A 13008-nucleotide genomic window follows, 5' to 3' on the forward strand; every position below is an offset into this window, starting at 1 on the left:
TCATTTAATTCTAAATTTTTTATTTTAACGTTTTCAAAATTTATATAACCGCAATTACAATTAAAAAAACTTATGTTAATTAAATTTGAATTTTCAAAATTAGAGTTATATAAATTGCAATTTCTAAATGAAATATTTTTAAATATACTATTTGAAAAATCTACCTCCCCTAAATCTAAATAATTAATTGCATTCCATCTTTTAAAAAAAACATCATTGTCTTGATGATTAAAATAATTATCATTATCTTTATGATTAAAATCTAAACCATTGAATAATTGATTTCCCCATTCAGGTGAACTTGATCCATGAGTATAATTTCTATCTTTCCACAAAGAAATTATATTTTCCATTTTTAATTTTTTGTTAAAAAACTTCTCTTTGTTTTTATCATTATATAAAGTATTTCCAACTAGTAGTGCAATCCATTTATCAATTTTTAAATTGGAATTAACCATATAATTGTTTATTGAATAAATTTCTTCATTAAACAATGATGAATTTTGTTTCCCCTTAACAAATAAATTTGTATTATCTGATTCAAATAATTCATACATTGTATCTATAATCTTTTGAATTGTTTTACCTTTTATTGGCCAATCCCGTAACATTTCTTCATTAATGTGTGATAAATATTCATCACACATGTATTTTTCATTCCATGTATAGTCTATGTGCGATGAATATAAATTGTTGTTTTGATCAATTCCTAAAGATGCAATTATTGGGAGGAGAAGCTTTCTTTTTTCTAAGATTTCTTCATTAGCCTCTTCAACTGAAGATTCTCTTAACATAATCATTAAATTTGTGAGAAATTCCATTGTCTGATCAGTTGGTTCTCCGAGCGTTAACTTCATCCCTAATTCTTCAGCATTTGACTGTTTGTCTAATGAGTACTTAATTATAGCTTTTAAATAATATTCGGCTAATAATATTTCAGCAAATGATTGATGATGAAAGTGAAGTGTATTTCCATCTTCACCAAAATAAGAATGAGATAAAAATTGAATATCTTTAATCTTTTTAAATTTTTCAAGGACAACATTATCATTATCATCAATTTTATTACCTTTAATGGTTCTGCAAATATCAGATTTTTTCAAAATTCCTTGATTTCCAGTATGTCTTTCTACCATCCATAAAGCTGAAATTGCATGTAAAATATTTCTGAATTCAAATTCTTCTTTTAAGCTAACGTTATAATTAATGTCCTTAACGTGCTTAGCATCTTTTGTCAATAAATTTAAAAATGTCATATAAATACCTATTTTTCCATACTTATTAAAATCAATATTTTTTATTATCAATTGAAACATCATATATGAAAAAATAGGACGTCTTAGTTCATCAGCTGAAATCACTTGATCTTCTATTAACATTTTAGCAATGTTAATTTTTTGATCTTCTAAGCTATCGATTATTTTTTTTGAAAAATTAGTATATTTAGATTTATCCTGAACTATTTTCTTTAAATTTTTATAAATATAATTATTTACCTGTTCATTTTTAAATCCTAGAATAGATAAATAATTTGGTATAGGACAACAACCCTCTTTTATTGTTTCTTTTGGCTTATATTTACATAAATGACTCTTTAATCCTTCATTAATTGGTCTAGAAGTAATAATTATTCTATTTTTTCGACAGATTGACATATCAAGCCGTTGAATCCTACGAATACTTTCAATAACCTTATCAATATTTTCTGCCCTTAATTCTCCGCTTTCATCTAACCCGTCAAATAAAAATACATATTCTCTTTTTTTATAGTGTTCTTCTGATATGTCTATTTGATATTTTTTTATCAAAAAATTGGAAACTAAGCCTAATTTACTGTCATCTGAATACTGGCTAAATTCTCTTAAATTAATATAAATTGGGAATTTTCCTTCCATACATTCAAGATATTCTTTTGCCAATTGAGAAGCAAGATATTTCATAAATACTGATTTTCCTTTCCCAAAATCAGCTATAATAAATAATATCTTATCTAAATTATCTTCATCATTTTTAAAATATTCTTCAATTAACTCGTTAATTTCAGAATATTCATTTTCATCAATTTCATTATGAGGTGATTTATAATTAGTTACCTCTACCCATTTGGCATATGTTGTTTCATATTCTAAATTTTCATCTTCTTGAAAACCAATTTTTTCAAGCTTTTTAATATCTTCTAATAAATCTAATTCTTTTTCTTTTAACCAAAAATTTTCAATTGAAATTTGATGATTATTAAAACTATCCCCAAATTTAGTTTTTATCTGTTCTTCAATATTAGTATTAAAATGCAGTATAAATTTACTCATTACTTCATCTGACTCACCCAATTCATTAAATATATTTTTATAAATAGATTTAATTTTTAAAATGATTGGATGTTTTGTATAATCAAATCTTAATGTATTTAATAATTCTGTTGATTTATCAGTATCATTTTTAAAAGCGGTTTTAATTTTTTTTAACACTTCACCATTTAAAACCTTAAACCGAATATCATCATTAACGTACTCAAAAGATTCTTTTCCTTGTGTTAATGCAGCCATTAAATATGTATTCCGTCCAAACTCTTCCAATTTATTTTTTTCAACTGCTTTAGTACATTCATTAATTAAGGGTTTTGTAAAAACCTTTAAAATCAATCCAGTGATTCCATTAACATCCTTAAGTAACGTATCACCCTCTTCTCCAATATAATTAATTACCCCATTTAATAAATCAGGTATTTTTTCCAAATAATGTGTCACCATTTCTTTCTTCAAACGTTCTTCCCCCTTATAATTAACATTTATAACATAATCTTGAAATTTTCTAAAGTTTTTATTTTTTTCGACTTATTAATTAATACAATACTTTATTTTCTTCACTTAGGTTGAGACTTTACAGTAGCCTAATATTCTTTTACAATTCCCTTAATAAGTAATAGGTTAATCATAAACATATTAACTCTTTTTTAGGTTTTCTGCAATATTTTTAATTATTTTTTATGGTAGGGTGCATTATTTATAGACATAGCTTCCTCAATCTTTTATTTGAATCATTCTTATATATAGCACTCCTAAAAATACTCATGACATTGGTGGAGTAGCTTTTTAGCCTTCTTCCGAGACCTACTTCCCCCACTTATCCACATTTTAAAATTTTACTCAATTGAGTAAATTTTAAATACTCGTGGATCAAGGGGGAACAAAAGAGGGCGTTACTCTTTCGAAAATTTTCCTCCTCCCTCCACTTTAGTTTCTTTAACGAAGAGAAACTATAGAAAGGAAGAGTGGTTAAAGTCCTCCTCTCCTAATTTAGGAGAGGAGTTAGAGGTGAGGTCTGAGAGAAATCCACCAAAAAAAAAGCGACTAAATCCTCATTGGAATTTAGCCGCTTTTTATTATTTTCTATATTGATCTCTTACCTTCTATCCCAAAGTAGAAACCCCTTGTAAATTCCCTTGGTGAAGCTTTTTCCAGGTCTTCCAACCACTCTTCTTTCACATCAAAGTTTCCACTATAGAAATCATTGATCCCCTCATTATAAACTCTAACCGATGCAGTTAAGTAGTAGTTATCCATCATTCTTCCTTCAATTCTTATGGCATCTACGCCTAATTCTAAAATTTTATCTAAATTTTCAATGGAGCATAAATCCTTTGAATGAAAGATGTGGGTCCCATGCTCATCTTCAAATACCGGCATATATTCACCGGGTCTTGTTTGCTCTTCTACCGAATATTTCCACTGTGCATTGTTGGAATCCAGGTTTTCTTCCTTAGAAGACATATAGCTGGTCAGCAGACTCCTGCCAGAGGTAGACATATGCATGGCTCCGTGAACATAGATCTCCAACTCTATTTCAGGTACTTTTTCCCTAATATCTTTTACATTTTCAATGGATATCTCTCTGGCTAAGATAACTCTCGAAGCTCCTAACTTCTGCCACATCCTCACAGCTCTAAAGTTGGTGTTGCTTACCTGAGTTAATACACTTATCTTTAAGTTAGAAAACTCTCTCACAACCTGAAAAACCCCTAAATCTCCTACCATAACACCATGAACACCGATGGTCTCCAAATATTTAACATATTCATCTAAACCTTCTAATTCATGGTTATGGGGGATAATATCCAGTGTTACCCATATTTTTTTACTGTTTTTTTTTGCATAACTTACAGCTTCTTCCAGTTCTTCATCTGTAAAATTATGACTCCCTGTTCTCAGGTTATATTTTTTCCCGCCTAATAATACACTGTCAGCTCCACTTTCAAAAGCTAACTTTAATTTTTTCATATTCCCTGCTGGGGCTACTAATTCTGTTTTTCTCATCTTTTACTCCTTAAAAATCTCATGAATTTCTTGCACCTTCATTTCATAATATTTTCATAAACCAAAACCACAGATTATTTTAATTTATCTGTGGTTTCTTTAGTTTCTAGGACAGTGGAACGTCTCGTTCTTTTTGCCTCTATTCTGCTTCTGGTAAAACTCTTCTTATCATATCAAGTCTGTTGATATCTGCATCTATCTTTACCCTTACAACAGAGTTAGGATTAGCATCAGTTACCATACTTGTTATTCTCTTCTTTGTAATCTCCATCTCCGGCAGCACAATGATCTTCGGCTGGCCGTTATTACTTGCTACTTCCAGCTCTTCCCCAGTAAATATTTTATTTCTTACTTCTAAGATATATTCATTTTCACTTAGTTTCTCCGCTACTTTTGCAACTAATTTATGACTCTGACTGTATGAATTTCTATTGTTATAATTTTGTGAATCTGAATTTGGTTTATTAAAATAGAACCCAGATGTATATTTCCTATGGGACATTGTTTCAAGTTCTTTTAACCACTTTTCACTATATTTAAAGTTTCCTTCATAGTATCTATTGACTGCTTCCCTGTAAACTTTTACAGCTGTGGCAACATAATAAATACCCTTCATTCTTCCTTCAATTTTTAGTGAATCCACACCTGCATCTAATATCTGATCTATAAATTCAATTGTGCATAGATCTTTTGAGTTAAATATATGTGTAGGATCATCTTCAGAATAAACAGGTTGCTTATCCCCGTTATTATCCTCTTCCATGACATTATACTGCCATCTGCAGGACTGGGCACAGTCTCCACGGTTTGCATCTCTTCCTATCATATAGTTACTGAGTAAGCATCTACCTGATACAGACATACATAGTGCTCCATGGATAAATACTTCTATTTCAATATCCGGTACATGAGCTCTGATTTCTTTGATGTTTTCCAGGGAAACTTCACGAGCCAAAACAACTCTCGAAGCACCCATCTCCTGCCACATCTTAACCGATCTCCAGTTAGTGTTACTTGCCTGAGTACTTGCACTTATGTGTAAGTTTGAGTTTTCCTTAACTATCTCCAAAATCCCTAAATCTGCTACTATTACACCATCTACTCCAGCTGTTTTTTCTAAAAACTGTACATACTCCGGCAGTGCATCCATCTCATCGTTATGCGGGATTATATTTAGCGCTACCCATACTTTTTTATCCCTTGCATGAGCATATTTAACAGCTTCCACTAACTCTTCTCTGTCAAAGTTGTGTCCCCCTGCTCTTAAACTAAATTCTTTCCCGCCTAAAAATACTGCATCAGCACCATAATGAAAAGCCATCTCTAACTTCTCAAAATTCCCTGCTGGAGCTAACAGTTCTACTCTTTTTTTCATTCCTTTCATCTCCTTTTATATATGTTTATAAAAAGCAGACTTGCACCCTAACTTTTATTGCTATTTTTATTTTTATGACTAATCTATATTCGTCGATATATAAAACATTTTTTTTGACGCAGACTAAGATCTGACTTTATCACCGACTAATAATTCTTTTTTGTCACGAATTACACTAAATATCACGAATAAATTTTCAAAATTCTTTGTAATCTGTGACTGTTTTTTATTAGTGAAGATTAGTGTTCATTGGTGGCTAAGTTTTTTCTTTCACCTCACCTTTGGTTTCCTTGATCTGAGGGAAACCTAGGAGGAAGAGTTTATCGGGTAAGCACAAGGCGTTACCCTAACGAACTAGTTTATACTTGTAGTGTAATCTCCAAATTGTGTATATTCATGGAAGAACCGCAGTTTTACCGTTCCTACAGGACCGTTTCTCTGCTTACCTATGATAACTTCGGCAATTCCCTTATCTTCACTCTCTTCGTTATAGTAGTCGTCTCTATAGAGGAAAACTACCATATCGGCATCCTGCTCGATGGCACCTGAATCTCTCAGGTCTGATAACATTGGTCTCCTGTCAGCTCTTTGTTCGGGACCACGTGAAAGCTGCGACAGTGCTATTACCGGTACTTCTAATTCTCTGGCTATTATTTTAAGTGATCTGGATATATCCGAGATCTCCTGTTGACGGGATTCACCATTTTTATCCCTACCCTTTATAAGCTGCAGATAGTCTATGATTATCATATCTAATTTTCCTGCTGCCTTGGCTCTCCTTGCCATGGCTCTTATCTCCATAACATTTATATTGGGCATATCAGCTATCTGGATACTGGATTCAGCTAATTTTGAACTGGCTGATCCCAGCTTTACCCAATGATCTTGTTCTAAAAAACCGTTTCTCAGGTTTGAAAGGGGAATCCTGGCCTTTGCAGCTAAGAATCTCTGGAGTAACTGGGAGTTGGACATCTCCAGACTGAATATCATGACACTTTTTTTCTCTTCTACAGCAGCCTGCAGTGCCAGGTTCAGAACAAATGCTGTCTTACCCATGGCTGGTCTGGCCGCTAAGATCACGAGATCCGAAGGATGAAAACCATTGGTCATCTCATCAAAATGTTTAAATCCTGAGGAGATCCCGGTGGTCATTCCCTTGTTGTCCATTAATTTTTCCAATCTTTCATATTCCTGGGATATAATATCTTTTACCTCTATTACATCCTTACTCTCTTTATTTTCAGCTATTTTAAAGATCATCCCTTCAGCTTTATCCAATATATCATCTATATCTTCATAACCTTCATGGGTCATCTCCACTATTTGAGTACCTATATCTCCTAATTTACGCAGGGTAGCTTTTTCCTTTACTATTCTGGCGTAAGTTAAGATATTTGCAGCAGTAGGAACCTGTTCTATAATCTCATACAGGATGGCTTCCCCGCCGCTTTCTTCAAATTTATTTTGTTTTTTTAACGTATTTATTAAAACTACAGGGTCTATTACTTCCCCTTTAGAATAAGCCACTAACATGGCTTCATAAATATTTCTATGTGCTCCTTTGTAGAAGTCACTGGCTTTTACTATCTCTACGATATCTTCCAGGGAATCCGGCTTCAACAACACCCCGCCTAATACCGACCTTTCAGCTTCTAAACTAGTTGGAACCATCTTTAATTTATCTATACCTTGCATATTTTCTCCTACATTCTTTCTGCTATTACTTTTAAGCTAGCCTTTACACCTTTGTGTAATTTTAAATTTACTTTGTGTTCACCTATTTTTTTTATACTTCCATCTATTTTTTTCTTGTCTATTACCATATCAAATTGAGCTTTTATTGCCTCAGATATCTCTTTATTGGTTATAGAACCAAATACCTTTCCATTTTCCCCGGCCTTTACCTTCATGAATAAAGTTTTTTCTCCTAATACCTTAGCTTGTTCCTCTGCTACAGCAGTTTCAGCCTGATCTTTTGCCGCAGCTTTATTTTTTTTAGCTTCTAATTTTTTCATCTCTTCATCAGTAGCTATAATCCCTTTATTCCCTTTTAATAAGAAGTTTTTAGCATATCCTTCCGATACACTTACTATGTCACCTTTTCTTCCTTGTCCTGCTACATCTGTATTAAGTATTACTTTTATTTTTGACATTTATTTCCTCCTTTTGTTTATTCTTATTATTCCAAAACTATTCATTGCTCCTAAAATAAAAATTCCTATTGGAAAAAAACAAGCAGTTACTATTGCTAATGATTTTCCATAAACTCTCCATTTTATCTTTTCTCTAAACATACTATATAATACTTTAATTCCATAAATTACATAGATCAAAGTAGTTATTGAATATAAATTCTTAACATAAAAATTATCAATTTTCAGAGTCTTATCTATAAAAAATGTAACTATATATACCAGTATCCATAAATAAGAAATATTCCATTTTCTATAGGTTTTCCCTTTCAATATAAAATATGTAAAATAATTTATCACCAATGAATATGTAAACATTATAAATAATAGATGCTCTTTAACATAACCCATCATGGTAGTTATGACACTTTGGTCTAAAATTAGATATTCCCTGTACATAGTATCCATGATTGTCATCAGATTATCCGGTGTTCCGATAAATGCTTTCATAAGCAGGTATCCTGCTGCTGTAGTTATTGTAGTTGAAATAAAGATCCTGTCAAATATTTCTATAGAAGTCATTTCAAATATATAATAGGCTCCTTCTAGTAAGAGGAAAAAGCCTACATAGACAAAGAACAATTTATCATCTATAAAATATATTACCCCGCCAGAAATTAAATTTGCCAAGAGTCTGTCCTTAGAATTTAATTTAGGCATTTTTTTTATCTTATATGCCGGCAAGATAAATGACCCCAATGGTATCAATGATGACGCTAAAAATAATAAGATGATATTTATCGTTACTTTAATCATGATTTGTGCCTCCCTTTTTCATTTACTTCCACAGTCCTTATTGTATCATAATTCCCATAATTAGTTAAGAATTAGATAAGTTCACCATCAAAAAAGTCCACTACTCTTTCTACAAAATCACTTTTATCTTCTACAACTTTATTCTTTTCATTTAAAAGATCATATTTTACAACTACTCTCCCTCCGAATTTATCCTTGAGTACTCCTAAGAATATATCGTTGTAATATGGTTTTTCCATACTTTCCTTGTGGAATCTATTTTCTGCGTAGAATCCAATATGCAGAATCCCGTCTTCTATCTTAGTAGGTGTGGCAGTAGATAAAAATGAGATCAGCGGCATCTTTCTTCTCTTGGCCTCATTTACAAGGTCATTCCAATTTGTCCTGACATCCTCTATACTTATATCCACTGTTTTTTCCTGTACGGGCAATTCATGAATTGTCCCTGTCTCCTCGGATTTAGCAGAGACCTCTTTTTCAACATACACTATTTTTTCCACTATCTTTTCTTGTACGGGTGATTCATGTAAGGGCAATTCATGAATTGCCCCTATTTTATGCAGGATTACATAACCTAAGATCCTCTTATCCTCTTCATATCTGAATTTACCCATGACCTCAAATATATCTTCTATGACTGCTATAGATTTCATTATATTAAATGGTGATTTTTTTTCAATCATCAGTTCCTTCAGATAGTAGGCAAAACTTTTCAAAAATTCCTCTACATTTATAGAGTCATTCCATAAGTCATCTAAAAAATTGATCCCATTAACCAGGTCATTCTCTCTGATGATCTCCAAAAATTCTGCCAGTTTTTTTTCTGGGATAACTCCCAATATTTTTTCTGTTTTTTCTAAAGTGATCCCCTCTCCATAACATGAAGATATTAATTTTTCAAAGATAGAGATAGCATCTCTCATACTTCCGCCGGATTTTTCATAGATCAATTTTAGACTGGGATCATCTATTTCTACCCCTTCGGACTTGGCTATCATAAGGAGGTGATCCATGGATTCCTTTAAATTTACAGGTTTAAAGTCATACCTCTGGCACCTTGAGATAATAGTCTCTAATATCTTATCCGGTTCGGTAGTTGCCAGGATAAAGATAACATGAGCCGGGGGTTCTTCCAATGTCTTTAGGAGAGCATTAAACGCTTCTTTAGTAAGCATATGGACCTCATCTATTATATATACTTTTTTCCTGCCCTTGGCAGGCTGATAATTTATCTTATCTTTTAATGATCTGATCTCATCGATTCCACGATTTGATGCAGCATCAATTTCTATCAGATCTATAAACTTATTTTTACTGATTTCTATACAGTTTTCACATCTGTTACAGGGTGTATCGGTAACACCATTTTCCATACAATTTAATCCCTTGGCTATCAGTCTTGCAGTAGTTGTCTTCCCTACTCCTCTTGGCCCTGTAAATAAATATGCATGGGCCATCTTATTTTCCTTTAAAGAATTTTTTATAGTTTTTATTATATCGGTTTCTCCAGCTACCTCTTCAAAGGTACTGGGTCTATACTTTCTATAAAGCGTTATATGCATCTTATCTCCTCAAACTCTAATCTAAATTATAGTTATTCATCTTTGTTCTTAATGTATTTCTTGTAATTCCCAGTGTTTCTGCTGCTTCTACTTTTTTTCCATTGGCCACTTCCAGTACCTGTCTGATCAATTCCCTCTCAACTCTGGAGATTATATTACCGTAGTAATCTTTTTGATTAGATCCCTGGAGCATTTGGATCTCTCCCTCTACCCAGTCGGATAATATCCAGTCTTGGACATCTCCCCTTCTTTTAGTAGTTTTATTCCCAATAATATTTGACGGCAGGTCCTCTACTAAGATACTCCTACCTCTAGATAATACCATGGCTGATTTTACAGCTGATTTTAATTCCCTTACATTTCCCGGCCAGTCATACCTCATTATTTTCTTCATGGCTGGAGTAGATACTCCCTTGACCGCCTTAGAAAATTCCTCATTGAATCTTTTAATAAAATGATGGATCATAAGGGGGATATCATCTTTTCTTTCTCTCAGCGGCGGTATCTCTATCTCCAATATTCGGAGTCTATGATACAGCTCTTCAATGAAGTTTCCATTCATTATCAGTTCTTCTAAGTTTACACTGGTAGTAGCTATGATCCTGATATCGGTTTTAATAAGCTTTGACCCGCCTACTCTAAAGAATGCTCCCTCTTGAAGTACTCCCAGTAATTTTGCCTGGAGAGTCAGATCCAGTGACTCTATATTTCCTAAATGAATCGACCCGCCATAACCCTTTTCCAATATACCGATTTGTTCTACCTGTGATTCAAATATATTTCCCTTTTCATATCCAAATAACTTTCTGTCTAAGAACTCTTTTTGATATGCTGTACAGTTTACACTGACAAATGGTTTCTCCTTCAGACAGCTGAATCTATGGATAGATTTTGCCACTGCCTTCTTACCATTTCCCTTTTCCCCGCTTATCAATACCGGTATTTTATTTGTGGCTACCTTACCTATTTTTTTATACACTTCCACCATTTTAGGACTGTTTCCAATTACCGTTCCCTTAGGTGTCTCTTTTTTCTTTAACTTTTCAGCCTTTAACTTCTGGTCTTTTAATGCTTTTTCGATTATCTTTATTACCTCGTCCTCTTCAATTGGTTTAAGAAGGTAATCATATACTCCCAGCTGGATTGCCCAGGCTATCAGGTCTAAGGTTGCTCTTTCTCCCAGTGCCACAATTATAGCTTTACTCTGGTTTTCATAGATCTCTTTTATCACTGTTTTAGTTTTATCCAACTCTTCCAACCCATCTATATCCATGACTATCAGATTGTATTTGGTATTCTCTATATAATCTCCTACATTAGTATAACTACTTTCAAAAGAAAAATCTCCATCTAAATTCTCCAACAGTGATTCCTTTATTTTTTCCGTTAAATTTATTCCCAATATGTTCATCTATTACCTGCCTTTTAACTTAAATTTATATTCTACCATGACACTTCCACTTACAGCCATTCCGCTGTTTATAAGTTTTATATTCCAGTCACGGGCTATGCTTTCTACAGCTCTGTCTATTACATCTACTCCTGTTTTAACCAACCTTACTCTGAGAACTTTTCCATCGGCATCTACATCCAAAATTATTTTTACATCAGCAGTTTGAGCATTTTTTTCTGCTTCCAATGGATATTTTGGATCCTTATTGGATGGATCCCAGATCACTTTGGATTTCCCATCTACAGACCCTACTTTTAATCCTGATTTAGGCCCTACTATATTTGGATTTTCTTCACTCATGAGGTTATCCCATCTTATATCCTTTACCCCATCTGTTGGATCATTTTTTACCACGATTTTTTCCGATCCATTGTCAGATATTACAGCTTCCACTGAATCTAAATTTTCCTCGATTCTATCTTCAGGATTATCATTGATTTCATTTAATTTTCTGTCTTCCATTTCAGTTATTTTATTTTTATCTTCCATATCTGAAACCTTTATTATCTTAGGCTTAAGATCTTCCCCACTCTTACTTACTTCTCTGGGGGAGTCTAAACTTGCCAAGATATCCAGATCATCAAATGACTGGGTCATCTGTAAAATCTTCTTTTTCTCCACTTTTTTCTCTATCTTCTCAGGAATTTCTTTTTTTAATTCCTCTTTTTTTTCTGCAACTTTAACTTCTTTTTGCTCTATAACTTCAGCGGCTTTCTTCTTTTCAATAATTTTTTTAGGAGCACTGTCAACGGAATAATTATTTATCCCAATGGTGATCTTACTTACTTCCGGCTCCTTTATTACTATCTTTTTTAAGCCCGGCATTATATAGAGGAAAATTATATGAAGGATAAGGACTCCTACAAATATTTTATTAAAATAATCATTTCTATCTGTCTTCACCTTATCACCTCCTAATTCAAACTTTTAGTATTGAGGTCTAATGAACCTGCTCCCGCTTCTTTAGCTATATCTAACACCTCTATGAGAGATTGGTAATTCACACTTTTATCAGCACTTACAATTACATTTTTATCCTTTGTAAGTTCTAATTTCTGCCCTAATTTTTCTTTAAGATTTCCTTGTTCTACTTTCATCATTTCATTTTTGCCGTTTAGATCTTTCACTATTAAATAAATCTCCAGGTCTTTATTTATCTTCACCTCTAAAGTTTTAATAGTTATCTTATGTTCTGAACTGGATTTTGGCAGTTCTATGTTTACACTGGAATCCACATCTTGAAATGTTGTAGCCACCATGAAAAATATCAGGAGTAGAAATACTACATCTATCAATGGAGTCATATCCAAGATCAAATTTCTACTATTTTTCCTTTTCAGTCTTTGTATTTTCATAT

9 protein-coding genes and 1 pseudogene are annotated in these 13008 nt (G+C 32.6%); all 10 read right to left on the minus strand.

Going from position 1 to position 13008, the window contains the following annotated elements; genetic code table 11:
• Positions 1-2762 (minus strand): NACHT domain-containing protein (locus DYH56_RS01380; protein ID WP_114641062.1); only part of this gene is annotated, 2762 nt, incomplete at its 3' end.
• A 630-nt stretch (positions 2763-3392) separates the two neighbouring features.
• A pseudogene (locus DYH56_RS01385) lies at positions 3393-4313 on the minus strand (peptidase U32 family protein); the annotation flags it as partial.
• Positions 4314-4452: 139 nt separating this feature from the next.
• Entirely contained in the window at positions 4453-5688 is a 1236-nt protein-coding gene (locus tag DYH56_RS01390; protein ID WP_114641064.1) for a peptidase U32 family protein, read from the minus strand.
• Between the two features lie 354 nt (positions 5689-6042).
• Positions 6043-7383: a replicative DNA helicase gene (gene dnaB / locus DYH56_RS01395; protein ID WP_114641065.1), complete on the minus strand. Its 1341-nt coding sequence runs from the start codon at positions 7381-7383 to the stop codon at positions 6043-6045.
• An 8-nt stretch (positions 7384-7391) separates the two neighbouring features.
• On the minus strand, positions 7392-7841 hold the full coding sequence (rplI, locus tag DYH56_RS01400) for a 50S ribosomal protein L9 (RefSeq protein ID WP_114641066.1): 450 nt from the start codon (positions 7839-7841) through the stop codon (positions 7392-7394).
• A complete protein-coding gene (locus tag DYH56_RS01405) occupies positions 7842-8636 on the minus strand; it encodes a hypothetical protein (protein ID WP_114641067.1) in 795 nt (264 codons plus the stop codon).
• Between the two features lie 71 nt (positions 8637-8707).
• Positions 8708-10198, minus strand: coding sequence for a DNA polymerase III subunit gamma/tau (dnaX, locus tag DYH56_RS01410; RefSeq protein ID WP_114641068.1), 1491 nt, complete (start codon positions 10196-10198; stop codon positions 8708-8710).
• A gap of 16 nt (positions 10199-10214) precedes the next feature.
• A complete protein-coding gene (locus tag DYH56_RS01415) occupies positions 10215-11609 on the minus strand; it encodes a sigma-54-dependent transcriptional regulator (protein ID WP_114641069.1) in 1395 nt (464 codons plus the stop codon).
• Between the two features lie 3 nt (positions 11610-11612).
• Entirely contained in the window at positions 11613-12554 is a 942-nt protein-coding gene (locus DYH56_RS01420; protein ID WP_114641070.1) for a TonB family protein, read from the minus strand.
• Between the two features lie 11 nt (positions 12555-12565).
• Positions 12566-13006, minus strand: coding sequence for an ExbD/TolR family protein (locus DYH56_RS01425; RefSeq protein WP_114641071.1), 441 nt, complete (start codon positions 13004-13006; stop codon positions 12566-12568).
• Between the last annotated feature and the right edge of the window lie 2 nt (positions 13007-13008).

Source organism: Psychrilyobacter piezotolerans, assembly GCF_003391055.1.
In the GTDB taxonomy this organism is placed as follows: domain Bacteria; phylum Fusobacteriota; class Fusobacteriia; order Fusobacteriales; family Fusobacteriaceae; genus Psychrilyobacter; species Psychrilyobacter piezotolerans.

Excerpts from the sequence above, each read along its gene's own strand:
- DYH56_RS01390 (WP_114641064.1), bottom strand. The coding sequence starts at position 5,688 with ATGAAAAAAAGAGTAGAACTGTTAGCTCCAGCAGGGAATTTTGAGAAG.
- dnaB (WP_114641065.1), bottom strand. The coding sequence starts at position 7,383 with ATGCAAGGTATAGATAAATTAAAGATGGTTCCAACTAGTTTAGAAGCT.
- rplI (WP_114641066.1), bottom strand. The coding sequence starts at position 7,841 with ATGTCAAAAATAAAAGTAATACTTAATACAGATGTAGCAGGACAAGGA.
- DYH56_RS01405 (WP_114641067.1), bottom strand. The coding sequence starts at position 8,636 with ATGATTAAAGTAACGATAAATATCATCTTATTATTTTTAGCGTCATCA.
- dnaX (WP_114641068.1), bottom strand. The coding sequence starts at position 10,198 with ATGCATATAACGCTTTATAGAAAGTATAGACCCAGTACCTTTGAAGAG.
- DYH56_RS01415 (WP_114641069.1), bottom strand. The coding sequence starts at position 11,609 with ATGAACATATTGGGAATAAATTTAACGGAAAAAATAAAGGAATCACTG.
- DYH56_RS01425 (WP_114641071.1), bottom strand. The coding sequence starts at position 13,006 with ATGAAAATACAAAGACTGAAAAGGAAAAATAGTAGAAATTTGATCTTG.